The sequence below is a fragment of the Brevibacterium sp. S22 genome, from assembly GCF_004745485.1.
GTDB lineage: Bacteria > Actinomycetota > Actinomycetes > Actinomycetales > Brevibacteriaceae > Brevibacterium.
This window is the reverse complement of the sequence record NZ_RHFG01000002.1, coordinates 103,057-127,083: the sequence shown is the minus strand read 5'-3', so window position 1 is coordinate 127,083 and position 24,027 is coordinate 103,057. Positions and strand designations below refer to the sequence as shown.

Below are 24,027 nucleotides of genomic sequence, written 5' to 3'. Positions count from 1 at the left end.
AAGGAGCCTCTACGAAACCCGGGGCTTGACAGCCCGCAAATACTCCTACGATGCGGTCAAGATCTTGCAATACGTGTGGTCGATCGCCGGTGGCATCTGCGGCAAGTACCTCGCCGCGGCCATGGACGGTCTCCTCGATTCCCTCGAAACCCACCGGCACCTGATCCCGGGCAAAGGCCGCTACAGCGAAATCGTGCGTGGGGAACTGTTGGCGATGAGTCCGGCCACCATCGACCGGTATCTCAAACCCGTCCGCGACAAGGACCCCCTGCGCGGGAAATCAGCAACGAAACCCGGAAGCCTGCTGCGCAACTCCATCACCGTGCGCAAAGCCGGTGACGAAGTCGAAGACGAACCCGGCTTCTTCGAAGTCGACACCGTCGCCCACTGCGGCCCGACGCTCAAGGGTGAGTTCGCCCGATCTGTGAACTACACCGACATGCACACTGGGTGGGTCTATACCCACGCGATCAGGAACAACGCTGCGACCCACGTCGTCGATGCCTGCACACAATTCGTCAATACCGTGCCCTACCTGGTGACTGGACTCGACTTCGACAACGGGTCCGAGTTCATCAACTACAACCTCATCGACTGGGCCGCTGAGAGGAAGATCTTCTTCACCCGGGGACGGCCGTATACGAAGAACGATCAGGCCACGATCGAGTCGAAGAACAACCACCTCGTGCGCCGATACGGGTTCTACTACCGCTACGACACCCCGACCGAACTCGATCTGCTCAAACGCCTATGGGCCCTGGTCAATGATCGGCTCAACTACTTCACCCCGACGAAGAAACCGACGGGGTATTCCACCGATCGTGTCGGCCGACGCAAACGCCTCTACGACACCCCGAAGACCCCGTACCGGCGACTGCTTGATTCCGGGATCCTCAACGCCAAGCAGAAACGAGAGCTTGAGAAATACCGGGCAGGCCTGGACTTGGTCGACCTCGCTGCCGGGATTGACCAGATCCAACAACGGTTGATCAAGCTCGCCGCAGGCAAGACCGCGAGACTTGAACGCGAGATCGAGAAGGCTCAGGCGCTACCGGATCCCGCGGGCATCAAGGTCCACCACACCCGGGCTGGCTGAGACCCGGTTGGCGGGGGAAATATGTGTGAGGCACGGCCTGCATTTCCCGGGGGTCTTGACATGAGGCACTCCGGTTGTGAACTGGAGTCCGTCGCGCATCAGGGTGTGTCTCCTTTATTGACCAATCCAGCACTGGCACGGTGGAGTCGTGACGACACAGCAATGACTCCGAGTATTCACTGATGAGCAGTGGGCGCGAATCGAACCTCTTCTGCCCTCGAATATCGGCAAGAGAGTCCTACCATCTGAGAACAATCGCCGGATAGTCGAAGGAATCGTCTATCGATATCGTGCAGGCATCGCCTGGCGCGATCTGCCTCGTGAGCACTTCGGACTCTGGCAGACGGTATGGAAACGCCATCACCGCTACGCCGCTGATGGCACGTGGGACCGTGTGCTGGTCCGAGTGCTCTCTGAAGCCGACGCGGCCGGTGGCATCGATTGGAATATCTCCGTCGACGGCACCATCAATCGTGCCCACCAGCACGCGACCAACACTACGCGCCCTGACCAGGACACAGGGGGCTACGTCGAATTGCAAGAATCTGCCCGATCAGGAGTGTGAACCAGCCGGGCATGGCATTGGTCGCTCACGTGGTGGGCTGACGACGAAGATCCACCATTCCGTCGACGGTAAAGGCTGGCCGCTGGCAGTGGTAGTCACTGGTGGACAGTGCCATGACGGGGTGATCCTGCCGCAGGCCCTGGCTGACATCCGAGTACCGCGGGCCGTCGGCGGTCGCCCTCGCACTTGTCCAGACGCTATTCTGGCTGATCGTGAGTTTGGGCCCAAACGCAACCGCAAATACCTGCGTTCCCATGGCATTCGGGCGGTTATCCCGGAGAAGCAGGACCAGATCGCGACTCGGAAAAGACGCGGCACCAAAGGTGGACGGCCCTCGGAATTCGACGCCGGTGCCTATCGGAACCGCAACGTGGTGGAGCGTTCGTTTTCGTACGTCAAGCAATGGCGAGGATTAGCGACGACATACGACAAGCTCCCCACCACCTACCGGGCGGCAGTCGTGATCAGCGCGATCCTGACATGGCTCCGCCGATAAAGGAGACATGGCCCAGTGTCGGAAATATGAAGAAAGCAATCGACGAACTATCGGGCCAGAACTCCGTCAGGGTCGGGGAGTTGGCCGACGCGACGGGCCTGACCGTTCGCACTCTGCACTACTATGACGAGATCGGGCTGCTCACTCCGTCTGAGCGCTCAAGGGCAGGGCATCGGCTCTATTCGACCCAGGATGTGCATCGACTCTACCGAATTGTCGCTTTGCGCCAACTCGCCTTCGGACTCGACGACATCGCTGCCGCCCTTGACGATCCCCAGTGGAATCTCCCAGCCACAATAAGTCACCACCTCGAACGCATCGACGACCATCTGAGCGTCGAACACCGGCTGCGCAACCGACTCGCTGCCGTCTCCGATGCGCTTGACCGACGAAGCAGCGCTCTCAATATCCACGATTTCCTCGACATTCTGGAGGATATGTCCATGCTCACCAGCACGATCAAACGACGCATACCGACACTCGTCTACGACGACATCGAGGCAGCAGCCGAGTTTTTGACCACCGCCTTCGGCTTCGAACCCGGACGTCTGGCCCGCTCGCCGGACGGAGACATCTTCCATGCTGAGGTCACTGCCGGCGACGGAGTCATCTAGCTGCACCAGGCTTCTGAGCAGTTCGGCCTGCAGACTCCGCAGACGCTGGGGGCATCGACCGCGCAGATGTCAATCATCGTCGACGACGTCGATGCCCACTATCGGCACGCTGTTCGGCACGGCGCAGAGATCGTCTACGAACCGATCGATCAGCCCTATGGTTATCGCGAGTACGGAGCCCGCGATCCCGAACAGCGACTCTGGTCATTCCTGACTGCGTTGACGTGAGAAGGACTCCACCATGACTCGCAAACAGTCACTGATTTCGGATGTCACCGACACTGCCCGGCTGGTGGCAGCCTATCGAGCCATCGAATCAGATCGGCCGGACGCGCTGTTCACAGACCCTCTGGCACGGGCGCTTGCTGGTGAGGAAGGGTTTGCTATGACCCGGGCCCAGCCGATTGCGCGAAGCGGATGGTGGATGACCGCGCGGACGAAGCTCATCGATTATCTCGTCCTGGCTGCTCTCGATGAGGGCTGCAATCGTGTCGTCAACCTTGCCGCAGCCCTCTGTGTCAGGCTGGTTGTGAGCCACTCCGGATGAGAGAGGAACCGGAGCACTGTGGCCATCACCCCTGGATACACTGTCGAAGAGATCCGTAACTTCGTCTACCAATACGAGAAGATCCCATATGGGTACAGAGCCCTATGGTTAGCCGAACAAGAGTTCACCCGTGACCAGTTCAGGAAATGGCGACTGGCAGCATTCAACGGCGATCTTGACCGTGGTCTGATCCCATGGTCCAGGGTCGGCAGAATCCCCCACAATCCGAGGCAACTGATGCAATCAGCAATCGAAGACAACCAAGCCAAACGCATCGCCGAACTCGAAGAACGCAATGCTCAGCTCGAAGCCGCGAACGCGGCTTTGGGAAAAGCTATCGGGCTCTTGCACGAGCGGAACGCACAAGAACCCGACGAGACCCCAACGACGCCGAAGCCCGAGAATTCCTAACGATCGAGAACACCCTGGTTCTCGACATGGCTGTGGTGTTGTCCTCACAGCGGAAGGCGTTGTTCTCGTCGGATGCGCAATCCGCAACCTCCTCGTCGGACTCCTGCTTCCGTCAGCTGTGCCGGCTACCACGTTCTTTTGCGTGCATCCTATCGTCCTGTAGTTCCGTCGATGAGTTCGCGCAGGATATCTGCGTGTCCGGCGTGACGGCCAGTCTCTTCGATCATATGTGCCAGTGCCCAGCGTGCGGTGGGCCCTGGGCGGTCGTTGTTGTAAGGAACAGGCTCAGAGAGATCAGTGTTCTCATCCAGCACCATATTGGCCCGCTTCACCGCGGTACGATAGCGGGCAACTATGCTGTCGCGCGTGTCGGTTGCGGTGCAGTGAAACGTTGATGGCCAGTTGGTGGTTTTGTGGCCGAGGAAGGTCGCTTCCTCGACATGGGCGAGGTGTTTGAGCAGCCCCAAGAGGCTGGTTCCCGTGGGCACCTGGGCTGTTCTGATGTCGGGCTCCGGTGTAGTCTCCACCTTCGTTGCAATAGATTCGCGGAGGTAGTCGAGGAATCCGCGCAGCACGTCGGCCTCTGCTTTTCCGGTCCTCGGGGGAGGCGTGTCTCGGCGTCGTCGGGGTGCGATCATGGTGGCTTTCCTTGTCGTGTGTGAAGTTCTTCGTTGTCGTCAGAGTCCGGTGCGTTGGATCATGAGAATGTGGTCGGTGACCTCGCCGATGCGTCCATCCGGCCCGCTAGCCACGCGCTGTTGGGCGTCAGATCGCACGAGTTGCGATGACAACGGGTCCAACTCGATATTTGTGTGGACTTCACGCGGGCTGGGGAAGCCGACATTTGGGTCCTGGTCCCACGACCAGGGGGCGATGGAGCCGTGATCAACGACAACGAGGTGGCCTCCGGGCCGGAGGGCGTGAGCTGCAGTTCTGAATATTCCGGGCCTGTCCAGTCCGGGCCCGGCGTGAAGGTAGTGGGCGTTGATCAGGTCGAAGTCACCTGGAGGAAGACCCTGGTTGAGATCCCAGCGCAACGAGGTTATTCGGTGCTCCAGGTGGGTCTCCTGGGCCAGCTGTGTCAACCGGTGCACTGCTGTCGCGGCGATGTCGGCCGCAGTGACGCTCCAGCCGCGCTGGGCGAGCCAGAGCGTATCGCCGCCATTGCCGCAGCCCACCTCCAAGGCATCGCCTGGTATCAAGTGGGAAGCGATCTCGATCAGTCGCGTGTTCGGCTGTGGATAGCCAGCTGCCACCCCGTATTCGTTTGGTTCGGTCATGGCCTTCGGTACTCCTGTCGTCTGGTTACACGAGCTACGCTCTCACCCTGGTTTGCAGAGACGCTAGCGCAATTGCAGAATTGCAATTGCTGATTCTGTAGGCGAGGAGGAAAACGATGGATGACGACGAGGTCCTTGACGCAGTGGGCCCAAGACTCCGGGGATGTCGTCAGGTGCTCGGACTGAATCTGACGGAACTGGCTGAGCGCAGTGGGATCACCGCTAGCACGATCTCTCGTCTGGAGCGGGGCCTAGTCCGGCCGAGCCTGGAACAGCTGCTGCCCCTCGCTCGGGTCTACGGACTGCCTTTGGACGACCTCGTCGCAGCCCCCCGGGTCGGTGATCCGAGGGTGCACCTTAAACCGGTTCGCAGGTATGGGCTGACGTTCATCCCTCTCGGTGTTCCCACCGGAGGTCTGCAAGGGTTCAAGGTGATTTATCCGCCGAGCTCGAAGTCCCGTCTGCCGAAATTCAACACGCACCCCGGTCGCGAGTGGTTCTACGTTCTCAGTGGTGCGGTAACCCTTGCGCTGTCTGATCAGCGCACCGTGCTCTACGCCGGCGAAGCCGCCGAGTTCGACACTATGACACCGCACTGGATCGCCAACGCCCACCCGGAGCGATCCGCAGAGATCATCGCTCTCTACGGCATCCAAGGCGAACGTGTCCACGTCGCTGAGGTCTGAGACCCAGTGCTTTGCAGTATTGCAAAAATTCTTGCAAGGAAGGAGGAGCTTCTTCGAGAGTGGGGGCATGAACACAGATTTTGAAGCAATCGTCATCGGCGCAGGTCCTGCGGGCCTCAGCGCCGCTCACATGCTCGGCCGAGCCCAGAGAAGCGTACTCGTCATCGATGCGGGCGAGCCGCGTAACCGATTCGCCGACCGGATGCACGGCGTCCTCGGTCTCGACACCTTGCCCACACAGAAGCTGCGGGACATCGGACGCTCCGAGCTCGCGCCCTATAACGTGACCTTCGTAGATGGGTGGGTGACTCGGGCTGTCGCAAACGACGACGCGGCTATCGTCGACCTGGTTGACCGATCCTTCTCCGCCCGAAGGGTGATCGCGGCGACCGGCGTCCGGGACGGTCTTCCCGACATCCCGGGCCTGGCCGAGCACTGGGGCACTCGCGTGCTGCACTGCCCCTACTGCCACGGCTGGGAAGTTCGCGGCCAGCACCTCGCAGTCATTGCAACCGACACCATGAGCCCCTACCAGGCCCAGCTGGTCCGGCAGTGGACCGATTCGCTCACGGCATTCACCGCCGCCGCAGAGCCCCTCGACGAACTCACACGAAAACGACTGCGCGCTCGGAATACCATCGTGAACCCCTCTCGGGTCGCGTCGGTTGCCGAAGCCCAGGACGGAACACTGCAAATCACCACCGAGGACGGCAGCCTCACGGCGGTGGATGCGATCTTCCTCGGTACGACATTGACCCCACGAGATGATTTCCTTCCCCCGGACCTCGAACGAACCGTGACCGATCACGGAGCGTTTTTAGCAGTCGACGCATCAGGGCGTACCAGCCACCCACGCATATGGGCCGCCGGCAACCTCGCCAATATCTATGCCAACGTCCCCATGTCCATGGGAGCGGGCTCAGCACTCGGAGGCGCAGTCAACGCCGACCTCATGCATGAAGACACGCGAACCGCAATGGCCCAGTGGCCAGAGAATCTCAAAGAAGAACTTCAATCGGACGCCGGATCGACGATTTAGACATCAATGAGCCGTCGGCGGGGTCGAAGCGTGATCTCGTCGCCACGGTCACGGACCTCGATTCTCGGGGCACCGCCGACGATGTTGACCAGGACCGGACAAGACGATGAATGGCGTGCTTCCACCAAAGTAAGAGGCCGCCCGATCGGCACTCGCTCAACAACGAGAGGAAACCGCGCCGGTGAGGCGAACTACGTACTCATTATCTTTGCACTTTCGCAGTGAGATCAGGTCGAGGGAGCCTGAAGCAGGCCGGTCACGAGTAGGCGCGCGAGTCGGCGTGCCTCGTAGCGGGGGTCCTGATCGGCGAAGATGCAGAGATTGCCGATCCCTCGCAGAAGTTCATAGGCGCCGACATCGGTTCTAATTTCGCCCGACCTGATGGAAGCGTTGAGCATCTGCGCACATACCGGAACGAGGCGGTCGACGAAATCGGCGTGAAGGGTGTCGAAGCTCGCCTGGTCATTCCGCAGGGCAGCGGCGAGCCCATGCTTGGTGACGAGGAAGCCGACGAAGAGGTCGACCCATTGGGCAAGCGCAGCATGAGGCGAACCGCCGCCCGCCAGCAGGGCAGGGCCAGCGTCTGCGCAGGCATCGACCTGGTGTCGGTAGACGGCGACGATGAGATCCGCGCGAGTCGGGAAGTGACGATAGATCGTGCCCATTCCAACACCCGCCCTCGCCGCAACTTCGCGCACCGGCGCATCGACCCCCGAAGCGACGAACACCGCCGCAGCCGCATCAAGCAACGCATTTTCGTTCCGCTGGGCGTCCGCGCGCTTTGCCCGAGCGGATCGCTTCTGACTGTCGGCCATAGAACCTCTTGATGACGATATTGATAAACGGAGCAGCGCTCCGTATAATTGATTCGGAGCATTGCTCCGCTTCTATCATGCCAGAGGAAGCGCACTTGGCCGAAGGAGCTCGGCCCGATGAAAGGAACTTCACACATGCAGTACCGCACGCTCGGACGCACCGGCGTCCAGATCAGCACCCTCGCACTCGGTGCAATGAACTTCGGCCAGATCGGCCGGACCAGCCAGAGCGACGTCGAAGCCATCGTCGGTTCTGCGCTCGATGCGGGGGTTAATCTCATCGACACTGCCGACGCCTACAGTGGCGGAGAATCCGAGGAGATGATCGGCAAGGCCCTCGGTAACCGACGCGACGACGTCGTCCTGGCGACCAAGGCGACACTACCTATGGGAGACGAGCGCAATCACCGCGGGAGCTCACGCCGGTGGCTGGTCACCGCACTCGAGAACAGCCTGCGCCGACTCGGCGTCGACCACATCGACCTCTACCAGATGCATCGGTGGGACCCAAACACCAGCGACGAGGAGACGCTGTCAGCATTGACAGACCTGCGGCAGGCGGGAAAGATCCGCTACTTCGGCAGCTCTACCTTTCCCGCACACCGGATCGTACAGGCACAGTGGACCGCCCACGACCGCTGCCTTGGCCGCTACGTCACCGAACAGCCGAATTACTCCATCCTCCAACGCAGCATTGAGGGTCACGTACTGCCGGTCACCGAGGAACACGGCCTCGGCGTACTCGCGTGGAGCCCTTTAGCCTCGGGGTGGCTGTCTGGCGCGGTGCGTGATGGGCAAAAGATCACGACCAGCCGTTCAACGTTCATGCAGCCGCGTTTCGATCTCACTGTGCCTGCCAATCGCGCCAAGCTCGATGCCGTCGAGAAGCTGGCCGAACTGGCCGGTAGCGTTGGCCTGACTATGATTCAGCTGGCGCTGGGCTTCGTCACCACGCACCGGGCCGTGACCGCGGCACTAATCGGCCCGCGCACTTTGGAACACCTGGACTCGCAGCTGGCCGCCGCTGACATTGTCTTGTCGTCAGAGATTCTCGACGCGATCGATGCGATCGTCCCGCCTGGTCTCGATCTTGCTCCAGGGGAAAAGAACGATATGCCACCTGCGCTCCTTGATCCCGCACTCCGACGCCGCTGACCACGGCGAAGCTTCCGACGGATATGCCCATTAGGAGGAGATTACATTCTATGTTGGCGCATCATGGAGATGCCCGGGCGTTTCGCTCATGAGCCCGCGACCAGACACGATCGATTCGTGTAGACAGCCGCCCCTCATCGCGGTACCTTGCCTGCCAAACTGCTCGATCAGTTCGAAGCCCGTCGTTCCCTCGGGCCGATCGGCATCATCATGTCAACGATGAATGTCCGGGACCACGGGCCCCGATTGCTTGGCGATTGGCTCTGACAGACCCAGCAGCTGTTAAGGGCCTGATCTCGGAGAACGGCATCGCCTACGAGGAAGGGTTCGTTCCGGAATCCTGATGCCCATCTGGATTTACGGTAACGCCCCGATAGCAGTCACTGAGGCGACCCTGCGTCCTGCGCTCGGGCGTGAGGCGATCCAATGGCAGTACACGCACGGCGTGTCCGATGTGTCCACTATCCCTCCCGAGGTAGGGGAGCACGACATTGCGCTGTTGGCCCCGCCGGGCTCAATCGTGCTTTTCGTCGACTCTGCCAACAATCGAGCCTTGTATCCGAAGGTTAATGGCTGGCTGCGCACCTATGGCGTCCTCGGGCCGGCGGCCTCGAGACAGAAAGTTGAGAACTTCGGGCTGACAGGGTAAAAGTTCTTCTGCAAAATGCCCCGCAAGCACGTATTGAACTCCTTGACCGCGGCCACCTTCTATTGGAGTCCCCACCTTGACAGCCTCGTACAGATCATTCGGAACCAGCGTTCGGCATTCTGAACCCAACTGCACAGCTATCCAGAGCAAGAGGAAAGGAGCCACATGTCAGCGGAGGAATGGTCTCACCGACGAGCGGTGGCATAGCAGCGTGCAGAAAATGGGCTGATCGCACTCAGCGTCTTCATCGGTGTTATCGTCTCGAGGAGTCTCTCTACAACCTGGTACACGACTATGCCCCACCGGCGGTTTTGCTTTCGGCCCGGTCAGCACTTCACCTCGGACACATTGAGTCAGACTGGATGATAACGATCGCCGCTTACTGGAATTTCCACATCGCTGTCGACCGCGGCCTGGGTTACGGGCTGAAACTTGGCCCCTTCGCTCAAACCTACCTTGGTATTATCAGTAAGGCGTGAGAGACGATAAAGCAGACCAAGGCAGACCCTTCTTCATAGTCGGTGCAGGACCAGGATGCTCGCTGACAGACGTGGCACAGTCAACGCCAGGGTCCTGAGGTACGCGTAGCCTCAAGGAGCAGATCGAATTGCAATAGCAACCCACCGATCGATGTCTTCATCCGTGATTTCCCGCCCCAGGACGAGTACATGGAATATGGTCTGAGCGGCAAGCAATTGAGCGGCGCCAGCATCCTTTCCGGCGACACTAAAGCGTCGTTGCCAGTAACGTTCGAATGCCTCAGCAACGCGGCCATCGTTCTGCGCCGCGGCAATCACGACGGCGACAATTCTTACGTCACGTTGTGTGAACTTGGCACGTGCATCACGCGCGAGACCACGTAGCCGCTCAGCGGAGTTGCCTGAGAGCTCGACATCCGGTCGGCCACTTTCCGAGTCGAGCGCCTCGACAATAAGTTCGATCGGGTCAGGCCAGTTGCGGTACAGCGTCGTCTTGTTTACACGCGCCCGTTCCGCGAGCAAGTCATAGGAAAGCCGGGGTCCACGTTGCGAGAGTTCTAACAGCGCGGAAGCGAGAATCCTCCCCCGAGCAGTTGAAGCATTGGGATCCGATGGGGCCATCCTTCTAGATTAGCAACTTTTCGTTGCGTCGACGATCGGTTGGACGTAGCCTATAAGAAGCAACAAAATGTTGCGCCGGCCCATTTGAGGGAGATGAGATGCGCTTTCTGTTCGATGACCGAGCCGCTGACTACGAGACGCTAAGGGCCGTAGGGTACACCGCCACGGGGGGTGCGGAGATCGGGGAAATCGTCACGACAGCCACGAAGATCGAGGACTCGTCGCCCGATGCGTGGTGGTCTGAGTGGAACGCCCTGGCTGAGCGTATCCGCCAGCTTGGAGACGAGGCCGCCGCAGATGAAAGGTGGGCAACGGCGGCCGCATCCTGGTTGCGTGCCTCGAACTACTACCGCACAGCTGAGTTTTTTCTCCACGGTGATCCAGGTGACCCGCGCATTCGCGACACCTCCGCCCAGGCAGTCGAATCCTTCCGCAACTTCGCCCGACTGCACCCCGGACACCAAGGGCTCCCCCACTCAATCGAATTGGAGCCTCGGGCCGCGCGCTCAACCGAGTTAGCCATCAGCGAACTCGCCATACCCTTCAACGACGCGTTCCTACCGGGATGGTGGCTGACTCCGTCGACACCGAAGGATCGGCCCACATTAATATCCATCGGCGGCTTCGACTCGACGGCCGAGGAGATGTTCTTCACCGTGGGTCGCGTCGCTGTTGCTCACGGCTGGAACTGTCTCATCTTCGACGGCCCTGGGCAGGGACGGGTCATTCGCGAGCAGGGTACGCCCTTCCGACATGACTGGGAGGCCCCCATGGCAGCCGTCCTGGACGCAGTGTCGACGTTTCCGGGGGTCGACACTGCGCGCATCGCACTGATTGGAATGAGCCAGGGCGGATACTTCGCACCGCGCGCAGCGGCCTTCGACGACCGTCCTGCAGCTGTCGTCGCCTGGGACGGCGTCTATGACTGCACTGCCGCAATGGGCCACCTGATGCCCGGGGCTTCACCCTATGAGCTCCTGGACCAGGGACGTGATGCCGAAGTCGATGCCGCCGTTATTCAGACGTCAGAGCAGAATCCTAGCCTCAGGTGGCTAATTGGCAACGGCATGTGGACCTACGGTGCAACGAAACCCTCAGAGTATATACGCCTGATGCGCAACTACAGTCTGTCTCACGGACTCGCGGAACGCATCCAATGCCCCGTTCTGGTCTTCGACGCGGATAACGACCATTTTGCGGGCGGCCAACCCGACATGCTTGCCGAACACCTTAACGCCCCCTACGAAATCATTCGGATGCCCGCAGACGATGGAGCCGGGGAGCACTGCAACGCGGGAAGCCTCAACCGATTCCATGCCGCGCTCTTCGACTGGCTCAATCAGACCGTTGCCGATACACAAGATTAGCCAAAGACCATCAAATCATCGTAAAGGCGATAGAACGACTCGACTCCAGAAATAGTGAACCTGCTGAAACGACTTTCCGCCATCTTGGGATCAGTTCTACATCGATAAATCCAGCGCATGAAAACCACCAGCTCGAGACCCTGGTTGTGACGAAACATGTCACCCGCAACAACACCGAGAAGGAACCGATCATGTCAACTGAACGACCCAGCTCCGCAGTCATCGCGACACGCCTCGCGGAGGCACAGACAATGTGCGACGTCCTTCTGTGGGGCGTCGCCGACAATCCGGATCACATCGCGCTTCGTTCGCACGAATTTGGAACGGAGTGGACCTATGCCCAAGCGCATGCGCGAATCGGCGAAGTCGCAGCACGGTTGCAGTCGATGGGCGTGGGGCGGGGAGACGTCGTGGCATTAATGATGCGCAACCTTCCGGAGTTCCATGTCATCGATGCTGCCGCGATGCTCATCGGGGCAGTTCCTTTCAGCGTTTACAACACCTCCTCGCCCGATCAGGTCGAGTTCTTGCTATCCGATGCAGGAGCCGACATCGTAGTGGCGGAGTCCTTGTTCGTCCCTGTGGTTCGCCAGGCTCAGGCACTCGGAAATTCCAACACACAACTTGTGTCGATCGACGCGCCGGTCGACGGATGCGCTGAACTCTCTCGAGAGCTGGCACGTGAGGAGACGACCTTCGACTTCGCGTGCGCCGCCGAGGTGCGGCCCGATGAGCTGCTGACATTAATCTACACGTCGGGCACGATGGGACCGCCCAAAGGCGTCGAGCTGACTCATGCCAGCATGCTCGCACAGCTGCGTAGTGTGCATGCGTCCATGCCGCTTCCTGGCGGCGGGAGACAACTCAGCTTCCTTCCGGCCGCCCACGTCGCTGATCGGTGGAGCTCGCACTACTCGGCCTTCATGTCCTACGGCAACACATTGGTGACCGTCGCCGATGCTGCCAACCTTGCTAAGGCGCTGGCCGCGACCCGGCCAACGATCTTCGGTGCTCCGCCGCGAGTGTGGGAGAAGCTTAAGGCGGCGGTCGAAGCATCATATCCGGGAGAGGGCCTCACTCAAGACGCCGCGGCGACGCCGGTCGTGGCAACCGGGGTTCGGGAGAAGCTTGGTCTCGATGATGCTCAGTGGCTCATCACCGGTGCGGCGCCGACCCCATCCGCGGTGGTGGACTTCTTCACGAAGCTGGGCTTGCCGGTCTGTGAGGTTTTGGGCATGTCAGAGGCCTCGGGATGTCCAGCGGGAAACACGCCGGACTCGTTCCGACCAGGGAGTGTCGGCAGACCGTTCGAGAATGTCGAGGTGAAGCTCGATACAGATGGTGAGCTGCTACTCCGGAGCCCCCAGGTCATGCGGGGATACAGGGGACTGCCTGAGCGCACGGACGAGACTGTCGACCGTGACGGTTGGCTGCACACCGGCGATATCGCTCGCATTGACGAGGAGGGTTTCATCTGGATCGTCGATCGCAAGAAGGAGCTCATCATCAGCGCTGGCGGTAAGAACATGTCCCCAGCCAACATTGAGCTGGCGATGCGATCAGCGGGAAGCCTTATTGACCATGTGTGCGTGATCGGAGACGGCCGGCCGTATAACGTTGCCCTGGTCGTCGTCGAGCCCGCGGCGAGTGCGGGGCGAACCAGCGACGACTCGGGCCTAGTGGAACTAGTGCGTGCGCAGATCGGCAGAGCCAACGAGACCCTCTCGCGAGTCGAGCAAATAAAGAAATTCAAGATCCTCGCCGAGGATTGGTCGCCCGGCGAACAGCTCACGCCAACGATGAAACTGAGACGTGCAGTGATCGCCGAACGTTACGCCAGGGAGATCGAAAGCCTTTACGAGAAGGATTGACCGTGATGAACACGCGTGATTATGCGCGGGGGAGAACCTCAGGTTGGACCTTGGTTCCTTCATACACCGAAGACTGCCTCGGCGTGGAAGCTGAGAGGGTAGCGGCTGCGCCGGATTGACCGCCGAGGCGACACGTCAGCCCGAGGTGACTGATCATGATGATCACCGCTTGTCTAATCATTCGTCCGTCAGAGACGTCCAACTCGGGGTGCGCCTAACGAAGCAGGTGCGTCCAATCATCGATGTGATCGCGTAGCATCTGGACCATGACTTCCCGTTCTGGATCGGGAAGATTGCGCGCAACGGCCATCGTGATCCGTACCAGATCAAAGTGGATGACAGCGAACTCGGCGTGGTAGCGCACAATCTGCCACAGAGCCTGGCTCGGATCACTCGACTGTCGCAGGGCCGCCGCGACACTGATCTGAAGGTTGGCATTGCCACGCAGTTACGCCGCTTTGAGCATGTCGAGCTTGCTGGAAAAGTGAGTGTTGATGCTCGATACTGCTACTCCTGCCGCCTCTCCGATGTCCTTGAAGGTCACCGATGCGTAAGTGCGCTCAGTGAACGGCTTGGCGACACATCCGAAGACTAGCACGCGGCTGCTGTTCCAACGGAGGGTACCGGCTGGCTCGCCCTGTTCACCCAGGTCTGGGAAGGGATCGATGGAGCGCGCACGCGCGTCAGCCGAAACATTAAGGTCTCGTAGCCGGGCCGCGATTACTGCTGTCGAACGATGCCGAGGTCCATAGTGTCGCGGAGCTGGGTTCGCAGTCTATTGGTGCGAGCTGGCGAGCCTCACGTTGCCACAGCAATCCCAGGTCGCGGTGATCCCGGCAGTGCGCAATGACTGCGCGGCAGGCCTCATCGAGGCCGCGGTGGTTCTCGGATTCGATCACCGAAAAGAACTGACGGATTTGTGCTTCGATAGCGTTCAGCAACAACTGATGCCTGGCCGAAATGTGCGGTACAGAGCCGAAGGACCGATGGCGACCGCCTCGGCGACATCACCCATGACTACGTGTTCGAAGCCTCGTGTGGAAAGCAGATCATTGGCAGTCACCAAGATCAATTCACGGCGGTTCGAAGGCGAGTGCAATGCCGGGGGATGCCTATATTTAAGCATAGGCCCCAAACAGGGCCTGGTCGCTGGTGCCGGTACGGCTGATATTCCCTGCCGCTTATGGTCCGAGTCTTCTATATCCGCCAATGACCATTTTCGGTACTCGCATGCAGTGCATTGAGCGATCGATACAAGTGGCGGGCGAGGTAGAGCTTGAGGCATCGACGGATCTCTCGCAGCGTCTTGCTCTCAGCTGTTCGTCGGTCCGCGTAGCCATGAGTTGCAGGAACATGAGCCATTCGCACGACGACCATGCAGGCTGGGCAATATTTCTGATCAATCCGCCGGTGTGGACAGGGTCGGTGTCGACCGCCAGCTTCGATGCCGGCCAATCCGGACCCCAGGCTCCCACAAGGGGCTGAGGGTGTGTTGAATCACAGTTTCGAAGCGGCGACCTACACCAAGCCTGCCAGTTAGGCCATGTCTCCTTCATTGGCTCCGCCAATAAGGGGGTCTAGAAGCAGGCGGCGCTGAAGTCGAATATTCGGTGGCGCTCACGGCACCGTCAGAGATCCAAGCGAGGTGGTGCTGAAAACCGAGTTCAGTCGCGCCCAAAAAGGCGAAGACTCATACTGTTGATTTGCTCTCGATTCATAGTCCAGGTCAGCCAGCACTGAAGCTGAATGGTTTTAGGCCCGCGCAGCACCGTACTGAGTCCCTGAACTCGGAACACACCGGATAGCTCGCAACTCGGCAGAGGGCAGTTTGATGTGTCCCGTGTTGGGGAAGTTTCACGCGGCGCAGGGCGCTGTCGACGGTGTTGTAATCAAAGTTCTTTCTATTCTCGCAAAGTTCGCATAGCTGGCCACTTCCGCCTCACTCTGCGTGATGTCGATGTGTGGGCCGCGCACCGACGGGCTGCCGATGTGATCCGAGGTATCGTAGCCGATGAGCTTGGCGTCATCCTGTCACAATTTAGCCTTGATCCACCGATGTAAGTAGCCGGATCAAGCCGTTCGTGGAATGGAAATGCCCCTCCTGAGCTGGGAAAATGGTGATGTTCTAAGTCAACATTCCCGGCCAAGAAAGGGGCACCTCTCAGGTGCTATTCAATCACACGCCCACGGCTGTGTCTCATTCCTTCGATGATGAGAACCTCACCGCGACCACCGGGCTGGTCCCGATCATGGGCCTCGCCCAGAAAGCCGGCCTGCCAGACCTCGCCGACGACAGGTTGACCGTGTCGACCACCGGCGCTGATAAAGGCGCGAACCCAGCCGCGAAACTCGCCACCCTCGTCGGCGGAATTGCCGCCGGGGCTGACTCGATCGATGACATGAACCTTCTCCGCCACGGCGGCATGACACACCTGTTCGACCGTGTCTACGCCCCTTCGACGCTGGGTTCGTTTCTGCGTTCGTTCGCCTTCGGCCACGTTCGGCAACTCGACGCGATCTCCTCCCGCTTCCTGACCAACCTCAACGAACACACACCACTGCTGCCCACCAACCAGGAGTCGGCACAGACTTCGATGATCTTCGTCGATGTCGACGACACCGTCATCGATGTTCACTCCGCGTCGAAGCAGGGAGCCGGGTTCGGCTACCAAGGCAGTCGTGGACTCAACACGCTGTTGGCCACAGCCTCGACCCGCGACTCCAGCCAGATCATCGTCGGCCAGCGTCTGCGCAAAGGCTCGACCTCGTCAGCCCGGGGTGCTGACAAGTTCGTCTCCGACGCTTTGGCCACCACGGCCCGAATCAACTCCGACCTCCCGGTCCTGGTCAGGGCTGATTCGGCGTACTACTCCTCAAAAGTGGCCAAAGCCGCCCACGATGCCGGGGCTCATGTGTCGATCACCGTGCGTATGGATAAGAAGGTCAAAGCAGCGATCGGAACGATCAGCGACGACGCATGGACTGGCATCGAATACCCTGAAGCAATCTACGACGAAGACTCCAGGGCCTGGATCAGCAAGGCTGAAGTCGCCGAGGTCCCGTTCACCGCATTCACCTCGAAGAAGAAGTCCCTGCACGCCCCCGGACGCTTGGTCGTCCGCCGCATCCCGGAGCTCAACGAGACCAAACGCACTGCCGGACAGGACCCCTTGTTCGACTTGTACCGGTACCACGCGTTCTTCACCACCATCGACCGGGATCGTTTCGACACTGTCGCTGCTGACCAGATGCACCGCAAGCACGCGATCATCGAGCAGATCAATGCGGAGTTGAAGAACGGGGCGCTGGCGCATATGCCCTCCGGAGTGTTCAACGCCAACGCCGCCTGGGTCGCGATCGCAGCGATCACGCACAACCTGATGCGGGCTGCGGCCGGACTCATCGGTGGCAGGATGAGCAAAGTACGCGCCCAGACGCTGCGCACACGCATCATCAGCATCCCGGCCCGGATTGCTCACCGGGCCAGGAAGCTGATCCTGCACCTGCCCACGAAGTGGCCGTGGGCGACGGACTTCGCACGACTCTGGCAAGCAGCGTTGAGCCCACCAAGGACAGTATTGTCCTGACCGATCCGCTCCTGCTCGAGCACGAGGCCGCAGGGTCTGGAGGAGACCTTGGGAAACATTTGTGGAAGAGACCGGTGAGAGACCGGGACACTACTTCCTGCCCTCACGTCATGTTCGCACTCGAACCCGAACGAACGGCCAAGAATCAACCGAATCGGTGGATCAAGGTTTAGGCAGGCGCGACCTCAACGTTGAATTAAGACAGTGAGCCTTTCTTGATTATCGTCGCTCTTCCGCTCTGCTCGTCAGTAGGTTGGATGACGATTACGAAGCTGGTTCTGTTCGGCATACTGAGTGAAGAAGATGCCAGCGGAAGTGGCTGCGTCGTGAATATCGATGGTACGTTGACTTAGCTATTCGGCGCAGACTTCCTTCCCTCGCTCTTCGCTCGGCTATGGATGTCTTCTACGGCCCGTTCGTATGAATCTACTAGCGCGGCGACCGATATTGGCTTGAAGCGATCAACAATTTCGGATACTTCATCAAGAGTTGCTCCGCGTTTCGAGGCGGCGGGACGGATCTGAGCATTATAGATCGAAGCGAGTTCCTTTGCCATTGCGCGTCCGTATCGTTCGAATAGATCGCGGACAGAGCGCGCAGTAGTCGAGTCGAATCCATCCTCGATAAGCTGCATTGCCAAAGGCAGGAGGGCGGTAGCAGTGCTGTATCCCCCGGCGGAAGGGGCGATGACCCCGAAGCTCTCAAGCGTGTGCAGGTCTCCATCCGTCAGACTGCGCCCCGAGCGCTCAACCAATTCATCTGAACTAAGCAGCTCCGGGCGGTTGGCCAGCCACGGGGCCAGTAGCGTGCCGTGGAGAGCCACCGAGCTCACCGGTGCGTCCAGCGGAATACGGTCGAGGTGGCTCTCGATCGCGGCTAGTCCGAAGCCATGTTCTTGGAGCTCTCGGATTAGTTCGAGGCGGACGAGATGCTCCTCGTTATATGCGGCCGAACGGCCTCGGCGCTGCGGGGGTGCGATGAGGCCACGGGAGGTGTAAAAGCGAATCGTTCGCGAGCTGATTCCCGTGCGCCCAGCAAGCTCATCCAAACTAAATTGCGTGTGGCTAGAGGCAGGCATACACAGCATTGTCGCACAGAACCGGGCGTGCTATCGGTGGTGTAAGACGGGCAGTAAAGAGCTCCTCACTCAGGCCAATCTGTCGTGAATGTATCGCGAGTCGGTGGATTCTCAACCGGCCGTGGGTGCCCCAGTCAAGGCGTTGACACTAACAGTGACAGTGTTACTGTTACTAATGTTATAGGTTTCACCACCACAGGAGGCCGCATGATTCAAAGCAATGAAGCTGTCATTTTCGATTCGTTTCGCACGCCGAGGGGAATAGGTAAGGCAAAAGGAGCTCTCCACGAGCGAAAACCGATCGATCTCGTGGTTGGACTGCTCGATGCTCTCAAGAGACGCTGTCCCCAGCTTGATCCGAGCATCATTGACGACATCGTGCTCGGTGTCGTGACGCCGATTGGCGAGCAAGGAATGGACTTAGCGAAGATAGCAGCCATTGGCGCTGGACTGCCCGACACCGTGGGAGGCGTCCAACTCAATCGTTTCTGCGCCTCAGGTCTCGAAGCCGTCAACCAGGCGGCCGGACGCGTCCGCTCCGGATTCGAAAATCTCATTCTCGCCGGCGGAGTCGAGTCCATGTCCCATGTCACTATCGCATCGGAGGGTGGTGCTTGGGCCAATGACCCTGCGACGTCGATGGCCACCGGATTCGTCCCTCAAGGCATCAGCGCCGACCTCCTGGCGACTATCGACGGGTACGGTCGCGAAGACGTCGATGCGTATGCTGCAGAGTCCAACCGCCGAGCCGCCCAAGCCTGGAAGGAAGGGCGATTCTCCCGCTCCATCGAGCCGGTTTTCGACCAAAATGGTCTGACCATACTTGACCGGGACGAACTCATCCGCCCTGAAACGACGGTAGAGACGCTGTCTAAGCTGCGCCCGTCGTTTGCGAAGATGGGCGCTGATGTCGGGTTCGACGAGGTTGCTCTCGACCGATACCACTGGCTTGAATCCATTGATCACATCCATCACCCCGGTAACTCCTCCGGCATTGTCGACGGGGCCGCGCTGACGGTGATCGGCTCGCCCAAGATCGGTGAGTCCCTCGGCTTGCAGCCGCGAGCGAGAATCCTCGCCGCTGCTGTCTCCGGCGCCGATCCGACGCTTATGCTCACGGGCCCAGCTCCTGCCTGCCGCAAAGCGCTAGCGCTGTCCGGGCTCGAGGCTTCTGATATCGACCTGTGGGAGGTCAATGAGGCCTTCGCTATAGTGCCGATGCGTGTGATGGACGAGTTCTCGATCCCACATGAGAAGGTCAACGTGAACGGTGGAGCCATCGCCATGGGACACCCGCTCGGAGCAACCGGCGCCATGCTCCTGGGCACAGCGCTCGACGAACTCGAGCGCCGTGAACAGCGCTTCGCGCTTGTCACCTTGTGCGTGGGCGGCGGAATGGGCATCGCTACCATCATTGAACGGATCGGAGACAAGTGATGACAAAGAATGACACCACGCAGCGCGCACTGCGCATCGACCACCGAAACGGTATCGCCGTCCTGACGTTCGACCAACCGAACGCCTCGGCCAATACGATGAACGAGTCATATCTCGAAGGCATGGACTGGGCACTTAGCGAAATCGTGGCAAAGCATGATGCCGGTGAGCTGCGCGGGGTGATACTGACCAGTGCGAAGAAGACCTTCTTCGCTGGTGGAGACCTGGACATGATTGCACAGACGGATCCCGATCACATCGACGACACTTTTACCTTTGTGAGTCGAATCAAGGATCAGCTTCGACAGCTCGAGACCATAGGTGTTCCGGTTGTTGCCGCAATCAACGGCGCCGCACTCGGCGGTGGTCTTGAGATCGCGCTGGCCGCCCACCATAGGATCGCGGTCGACGATCGCAGCGTCAAGATCGGCTTTCCCGAGGTCGGCTTCGGCCTGCTTCCCGGCGGCGGTGGCGTGACCCGAACCGTACGCCTACTCGGTGTGCAACCGGCACTGCGTGATTGGCTCATCGAGGGCCAGCAGCGCTCGGCGGCCGACGCCAAAGACAAGGGCCTAGTGGACGAGCTCGTCACTGACGCTGAGTCGCTGCTGCCTGCGGCCGAAACGTGGATCGATGGAAACCCTGACGCATCCGCTCCCTGGGACCGGGAAGGCTGGCTCCTGCCTGGAGGCTCACCCTCAAACCCGAAGGTTGCCGCCAGCTATTCACCACTGACGAGCTTCCTCCACAAGAAGCTCAAAGGCGCCCATCACCCTGCTCCACGCGCCATACTGAGCGCGGCAGTCGAAGGCACCTACGTCGATTTCGCTGCGGCCAGCAAGATCGAGAGTCGGTGGTTCCTTACTCTAGTGAGTTCACCGACCGCAAAGAAGATGATCCAGGCATTCTTCTTCGACCTGCAGACAGTCTCCAGCGACAAACTGCGCCCGACTGATTTGCCCCGCCAACAGGTGACCAAGGTCGGCGTGCTTGGTGCTGGCATGATGGGAGCCGGAATTGCGCACGCCTGTGCCAGTCGAGGCATCGGCGTCGTCCTCAAGGACGTCAACCTCGACAATGCGCAAAAGGGACGCAAGCAGGTCGAGGCGCTTCTCAGCAAAAGCGTCGGGCGCGGCCGTCTGACAGAGGAAAGCGCTGCTGAAGTCCTCGGCCGAATTCACCCGAGCACCGAGAACTCAGATCTCTCGGAGTGCGAAGCAGTCATTGAAGCGGTGTTCGAGGACGCCGACCTCAAGGGTCGAGTCTTCGCCGAAGCGGAGGCAGCGTTGCCCGACAGCGCTCTCCTCTGCTCGAATACGTCATCTCTGCCGATCACGGACCTTGCACGCAGTGTTGACCGGCCGGAGGATTTCATCGGGATGCACTTCTTTTCCCCGGTAGATCGGATGAAGCTCGTTGAGCTCATTGTCGGCGAGAAGACGAGCGATGAGGCACTGGCCCGTGCCATGGACCTTGTGAAGCAGATGGGCAAGGTGCCGATCGTCGTCAACGACAGTCGTGGCTTCTACACCAGTCGCGTCTTCCTGTCCTACGTCCTGGAAGGAGCGGCGATGGTTGCAGAGGGAATTGCTCCGTCATCTATCGAACGCGCCAGCCATCAAGCCGGTTTCCCCGGAACGCCCCTGTCTATCCTCGACGAGGTCACACTTTCATTACCGATCCATGCAAATGATGAGGCCAAAAGAGCCGCTGCGGAGGCCGGCCGAGAAATGACAGAGCCTCACGGGATCTCCATGCTCGAGGCGATGGTCAATGTTCACGGCCGTACGGGACGCTCAGGCGGAGGGGGATTCTACGACTACCCGAGCGATGGGACCAAACGCTTCTGGCCAGGCTTATACGAGTACTTCACGAAGCCCGAACTCGATGTTCCGATTGAAAGCCTGAAGGAACGACTGACGTTCGCCATGGCGGTGGATACGGCACGATGCTTCGAAGAGGGAGTCATCACGAGCGCGGCGGGGGCCAATGTCGGCTCAATTCTCGGCATCGGCTTCCCTCCGAATGAAGGTGGTGTCATACAGTTCATGGAGAAGTATGAAGGAGGACTTCCTGGCTTTGTTTCTCGCGCCCGTGAACTCGCTCGACTCTACGGCGAACGGTTCGAACCACCGCAATGGCTCGCCGATCGGGCGGAGTCCGGCGAAGGGGTTACACAGTGAGCGGGTTCCTCTCTGGCATGCAGGTGGTGTCGTTGGCCCCAAACCTACCCGGACCGGTCGCAGCGAATCGGCTCCAGGAGTTGGGGGCGGAGGTCACCAAGATCGAACCTCCGGCCGGAGACCTGCTGGCCGTGGCCTGTCCCCCCTACTACGAGCAGTTGGCTGCCGGGCAGCATGTGCTCACACTCGATCTTCGCTCTGATGAAGGTCGATCTGAGCTCGACCGACTGCTTACTGAAGCGGACCTGCTCCTGACCTCCAGTAGGATTACTGCACTGGGCCGCCTCGGAGTTAAGTGGGACAGCCTACATGCGAAGCACCCGAAGCTGAGCTGGATCGCGATCCTCGGACACTCCGGTGAGGCAGCCGATGTGCCCGGCCATGATCTCACCTATCAATCCGTCGCGGGCCTTGTCAGCCCGCCTGACATGCCCACCACACTGCTGGCGGACCTCGCAGGAGGGGAACGTGCCGCCGGGATCGGCGCGGCCGCCATGCTCGCCGCAGCCCGCGCGGGTGAGGGAGTCTTCTCACAGGTCGCGATTGCCGATGTTGCGGCTGACTTCGCGACACCGCTGACATTCGGAGTGACCCGCGCCGACGGGCCACTCGGCGGTGGGGCCCCCCAATATGGGCTGCATGAGGCAGCTGAGGGATGGGTGGCAGTGGCTGCTCTAGAACCGCAGTTCTGGCAACGGATGTGCGCTTTGCTCGACCTCGATCCCAGCGGATCCGAGCTCACTGCCCGAATTCGTGAGCGCACGGCTGACCATTGGGAAGCCTGGGGGCGCGAGCACGACCTGCCAGTGGTGGCGGTGCGCGGACAGCAGAATGTTCGAGACGTACGAGTGCCTGAGGAGGTGTGATGACATTGAGAACATCCTGGATGGACGAAGAGCTCCGCGAGTTCCGCGAAGCAGCCATCGGCTTCTTCGAACGTGAGTCATTGCCCCACACCGAACGGTGGGAAAACCAACAGCACGTCGATCGCGAACTGTGGAACAAGGCGGGCGAGGCGGGTCTGCTGTGCGTGTCGATTCCTGAGGAGTACGGCGGAGGGGGCGGAACCTTCGTCCATGAAGCCGCACTGGCGGAGGCCCAGGCCTATGCCGGTGACTTCGCCTTCGGCAACCATGTGCACAGCCCTATCGTGGCGCACTATCTGCTCAACTGCGGTACGGAAGAGCAGAAGAAGACTTGGCTGCCGAAGCTGGCCAGCGGTGAAGTCGTCGGGGCTATCGCCATGACCGAGCCCGGAACGGGATCGGACCTCCAGTCCATTTCGACGAAGGCCAAGCTCGGCGGTTATGAGTACGTTGTCAACGGGGCGAAGACCTTCATCACCAACGGCCATCATGCGGGCCTTGTACTGGTGGTGGCTCGAACCGGAGGCGAGGGCGCCAAAGGACTCTCGCTGCTCCTTGTCGACACGACCGAGGCTCAAGGTTTCTCACGAGGCAGAGTTCTCAATAAGATCGGAATGAAAGGACAGGATACTGCCGAGCTCTTCTTCGACGAGATGCGCGTTCCGGCGAAGAACATTCTCGGTGGTGAACCTAGTCAGGGGTTTGCCCAGCTCATGCGGCAGCTGCCCCAGGAAAGGCTCATCATCGCAGCCACCGCGATGGGAGCGATCGAACGCGCGATCGATGATGCCGTGTCTTACGCAAAGGAGCGCAACGCGTTCGGGCGCAGTCTGCTTGAGTTCCAGAACACACGATTCGTGTTGGCGGAGTGCCGTACCGAGGCTGACGTGGCCCGTGCGTTCATCGATCGGTGCGTCGAAGCACACACGGTCGGAAAGCTGGACGCAACAGATGCGTCCCAGGTCAAGTACTGGCTGACGGACAAGCAGGGAGAGATCATCGACAGGTGCCTGCAGATCTTCGGAGGATACGGTTACATGCTCGAATATCCCATCGCTCGCTCGTATGCGGCAGCCCGCGTCCAGCGAATCTATGGAGGAACCAACGAGATCATGAAGGAACTTATCGCGCGCAGTCTCTAAGCGCACCATTTGGGACCAAATGCGTTCCTGATAGCAGGCTCAA

At 60.1% G+C, this 24,027-nt stretch carries 22 protein-coding genes and 1 pseudogene; 17 read left to right on the top strand and 6 right to left on the bottom strand.

Features of this window, described 5'->3' with window-relative positions; translation table 11 throughout:
- Positions 1-25: 25 nt before the first annotated feature.
- The 6 genes from EB835_RS02895 (at position 26) to EB835_RS02875 (ending at position 3,729) form a co-directional block, all read left to right on the top strand.
- Positions 26-1,096: a transposase family protein gene (locus EB835_RS02895; RefSeq protein ID WP_240688517.1), complete on the top strand. Its 1,071-nt coding sequence runs from the start codon at positions 26-28 to the stop codon at positions 1,094-1,096.
- Between the two features lie 199 nt (positions 1,097-1,295).
- Positions 1,296-2,157 (top strand): IS5 family transposase gene (locus tag EB835_RS02890; protein WP_135807978.1). Its coding sequence is split into 2 segments (ribosomal slippage): positions 1,296-1,616 and positions 1,618-2,157, totalling 861 coding nucleotides; the frame shifts between segments, so codons are not numbered across the junction.
- Positions 2,158-2,183: 26 nt separating this feature from the next.
- Positions 2,184-2,771, top strand: a complete 588-nt coding sequence (locus tag EB835_RS02885; RefSeq protein ID WP_135807977.1) for a MerR family transcriptional regulator — start codon at positions 2,184-2,186, stop codon at positions 2,769-2,771.
- Positions 2,772-2,837: 66 nt separating this feature from the next.
- On the top strand, positions 2,838-2,999 hold the full coding sequence (locus EB835_RS20395) for a VOC family protein (RefSeq protein WP_205749846.1): 162 nt from the start codon (positions 2,838-2,840) through the stop codon (positions 2,997-2,999).
- A gap of 13 nt (positions 3,000-3,012) precedes the next feature.
- Positions 3,013-3,318 carry a class I SAM-dependent methyltransferase gene (locus EB835_RS02880; protein WP_135807976.1) on the top strand — a complete coding sequence of 102 codons (306 nt, stop codon included), beginning with the start codon at positions 3,013-3,015 and terminating at the stop codon, positions 3,316-3,318.
- An 18-nt stretch (positions 3,319-3,336) separates the two neighbouring features.
- Positions 3,337-3,729 (top strand): hypothetical protein, encoded by a 393-nt coding sequence (locus EB835_RS02875; protein ID WP_240688516.1) that lies wholly within the window; start codon positions 3,337-3,339, stop codon positions 3,727-3,729.
- 149 nt (positions 3,730-3,878) lie between these two features.
- On the opposite strand, the gene EB835_RS02870 is transcribed toward EB835_RS02875, so the two are convergent.
- Both EB835_RS02870 and EB835_RS02865 read right to left on the bottom strand, forming a co-directional pair.
- Positions 3,879-4,304: a DinB family protein gene (locus EB835_RS02870; RefSeq protein ID WP_240688515.1), complete on the bottom strand. Its 426-nt coding sequence runs from the start codon at positions 4,302-4,304 to the stop codon at positions 3,879-3,881.
- A 102-nt stretch (positions 4,305-4,406) separates the two neighbouring features.
- The gene (locus EB835_RS02865; RefSeq protein ID WP_135807974.1) at positions 4,407-5,009 is read right to left on the bottom strand and encodes a class I SAM-dependent methyltransferase; all 603 of its coding nucleotides are present in this window, start codon (positions 5,007-5,009) and stop codon (positions 4,407-4,409) included.
- A 116-nt stretch (positions 5,010-5,125) separates the two neighbouring features.
- Here EB835_RS02865 and EB835_RS02860 point away from each other — a divergent pair, with 116 nt between their 5' ends.
- Positions 5,126-5,695, top strand: coding sequence for a helix-turn-helix domain-containing protein (locus EB835_RS02860; RefSeq protein WP_135807973.1), 570 nt, complete (start codon positions 5,126-5,128; stop codon positions 5,693-5,695).
- Positions 5,696-5,762: 67 nt separating this feature from the next.
- Entirely contained in the window at positions 5,763-6,734 is a 972-nt protein-coding gene (locus EB835_RS02855; protein ID WP_135807972.1) for an NAD(P)/FAD-dependent oxidoreductase, read from the top strand.
- Positions 6,735-6,961: 227 nt separating this feature from the next.
- Here EB835_RS02855 and EB835_RS02850 read toward each other — a convergent pair whose 3' ends face one another.
- Complete coding sequence (locus EB835_RS02850) at positions 6,962-7,549, bottom strand: TetR/AcrR family transcriptional regulator (RefSeq protein ID WP_135807971.1); 588 nt, start codon at positions 7,547-7,549, stop codon at positions 6,962-6,964.
- A gap of 135 nt (positions 7,550-7,684) precedes the next feature.
- Between EB835_RS02850 and EB835_RS02845 the strand changes: the two genes are divergently transcribed.
- Positions 7,685-8,704, top strand: a complete 1,020-nt coding sequence (locus EB835_RS02845; RefSeq protein ID WP_135807970.1) for an aldo/keto reductase — start codon at positions 7,685-7,687, stop codon at positions 8,702-8,704.
- A gap of 343 nt (positions 8,705-9,047) precedes the next feature.
- The gene (locus EB835_RS20390; RefSeq protein ID WP_205749845.1) at positions 9,048-9,353 is read left to right on the top strand and encodes a hypothetical protein; all 306 of its coding nucleotides are present in this window, start codon (positions 9,048-9,050) and stop codon (positions 9,351-9,353) included.
- A gap of 590 nt (positions 9,354-9,943) precedes the next feature.
- Here the strand turns inward: EB835_RS20390 and EB835_RS02835 are convergent.
- Complete coding sequence (locus EB835_RS02835) at positions 9,944-10,453, bottom strand: TetR/AcrR family transcriptional regulator (protein ID WP_135807968.1); 510 nt, start codon at positions 10,451-10,453, stop codon at positions 9,944-9,946.
- Between the two features lie 98 nt (positions 10,454-10,551).
- Here EB835_RS02835 and EB835_RS02830 point away from each other — a divergent pair, with 98 nt between their 5' ends.
- Together EB835_RS02830 and EB835_RS02825 are read left to right on the top strand one after the other, a co-directional pair.
- Positions 10,552-11,820, top strand: a complete 1,269-nt coding sequence (locus EB835_RS02830) for an alpha/beta hydrolase family protein (RefSeq protein ID WP_135807967.1) — start codon at positions 10,552-10,554, stop codon at positions 11,818-11,820.
- A gap of 146 nt (positions 11,821-11,966) precedes the next feature.
- The gene (locus tag EB835_RS02825) at positions 11,967-13,691 is read left to right on the top strand and encodes an AMP-dependent synthetase/ligase (RefSeq protein WP_205749844.1); all 1,725 of its coding nucleotides are present in this window, start codon (positions 11,967-11,969) and stop codon (positions 13,689-13,691) included.
- Positions 13,692-14,888: 1,197 nt separating this feature from the next.
- On the opposite strand, the pseudogene EB835_RS20520 reads toward EB835_RS02825, so the two are convergent.
- Positions 14,889-15,062: pseudogene (locus tag EB835_RS20520) on the bottom strand (IS110 family transposase); the annotation flags it as partial.
- 821 nt (positions 15,063-15,883) lie between these two features.
- Between EB835_RS20520 and EB835_RS02810 the strand changes: the two are divergent.
- Positions 15,884-17,278, top strand: a complete 1,395-nt coding sequence (locus EB835_RS02810) for an IS1380 family transposase (protein WP_135807966.1) — start codon at positions 15,884-15,886, stop codon at positions 17,276-17,278.
- A gap of 349 nt (positions 17,279-17,627) precedes the next feature.
- Here EB835_RS02810 and EB835_RS02805 read toward each other — a convergent pair whose 3' ends face one another.
- Positions 17,628-18,356, bottom strand: a complete 729-nt coding sequence (locus EB835_RS02805; protein WP_168216612.1) for a MerR family transcriptional regulator — start codon at positions 18,354-18,356, stop codon at positions 17,628-17,630.
- A gap of 207 nt (positions 18,357-18,563) precedes the next feature.
- Between EB835_RS02805 and EB835_RS02800 the strand changes: the two genes are divergently transcribed.
- From EB835_RS02800 to EB835_RS02785, 4 genes are read left to right on the top strand one after another with little or no spacing between them, the layout of a single operon-like run.
- Positions 18,564-19,793, top strand: coding sequence for an acetyl-CoA C-acetyltransferase (locus tag EB835_RS02800; RefSeq protein WP_135807964.1), 1,230 nt, complete (start codon positions 18,564-18,566; stop codon positions 19,791-19,793).
- Positions 19,793-21,976, top strand: coding sequence for a 3-hydroxyacyl-CoA dehydrogenase NAD-binding domain-containing protein (locus EB835_RS02795; protein WP_135807963.1), 2,184 nt, complete (start codon positions 19,793-19,795; stop codon positions 21,974-21,976). Before EB835_RS02800 ends, EB835_RS02795 begins: the two co-directional genes overlap by 1 nt.
- Positions 21,973-22,842 carry a CoA transferase gene (locus EB835_RS02790; RefSeq protein WP_240688514.1) on the top strand — a complete coding sequence of 290 codons (870 nt, stop codon included), beginning with the start codon at positions 21,973-21,975 and terminating at the stop codon, positions 22,840-22,842. Before EB835_RS02795 ends, EB835_RS02790 begins: the two co-directional genes overlap by 4 nt.
- Positions 22,842-23,984, top strand: a complete 1,143-nt coding sequence (locus tag EB835_RS02785; protein ID WP_135807961.1) for an acyl-CoA dehydrogenase family protein — start codon at positions 22,842-22,844, stop codon at positions 23,982-23,984. Before EB835_RS02790 ends, EB835_RS02785 begins: the two co-directional genes overlap by 1 nt.
- Positions 23,985-24,027: the final 43 nt, after the last annotated feature.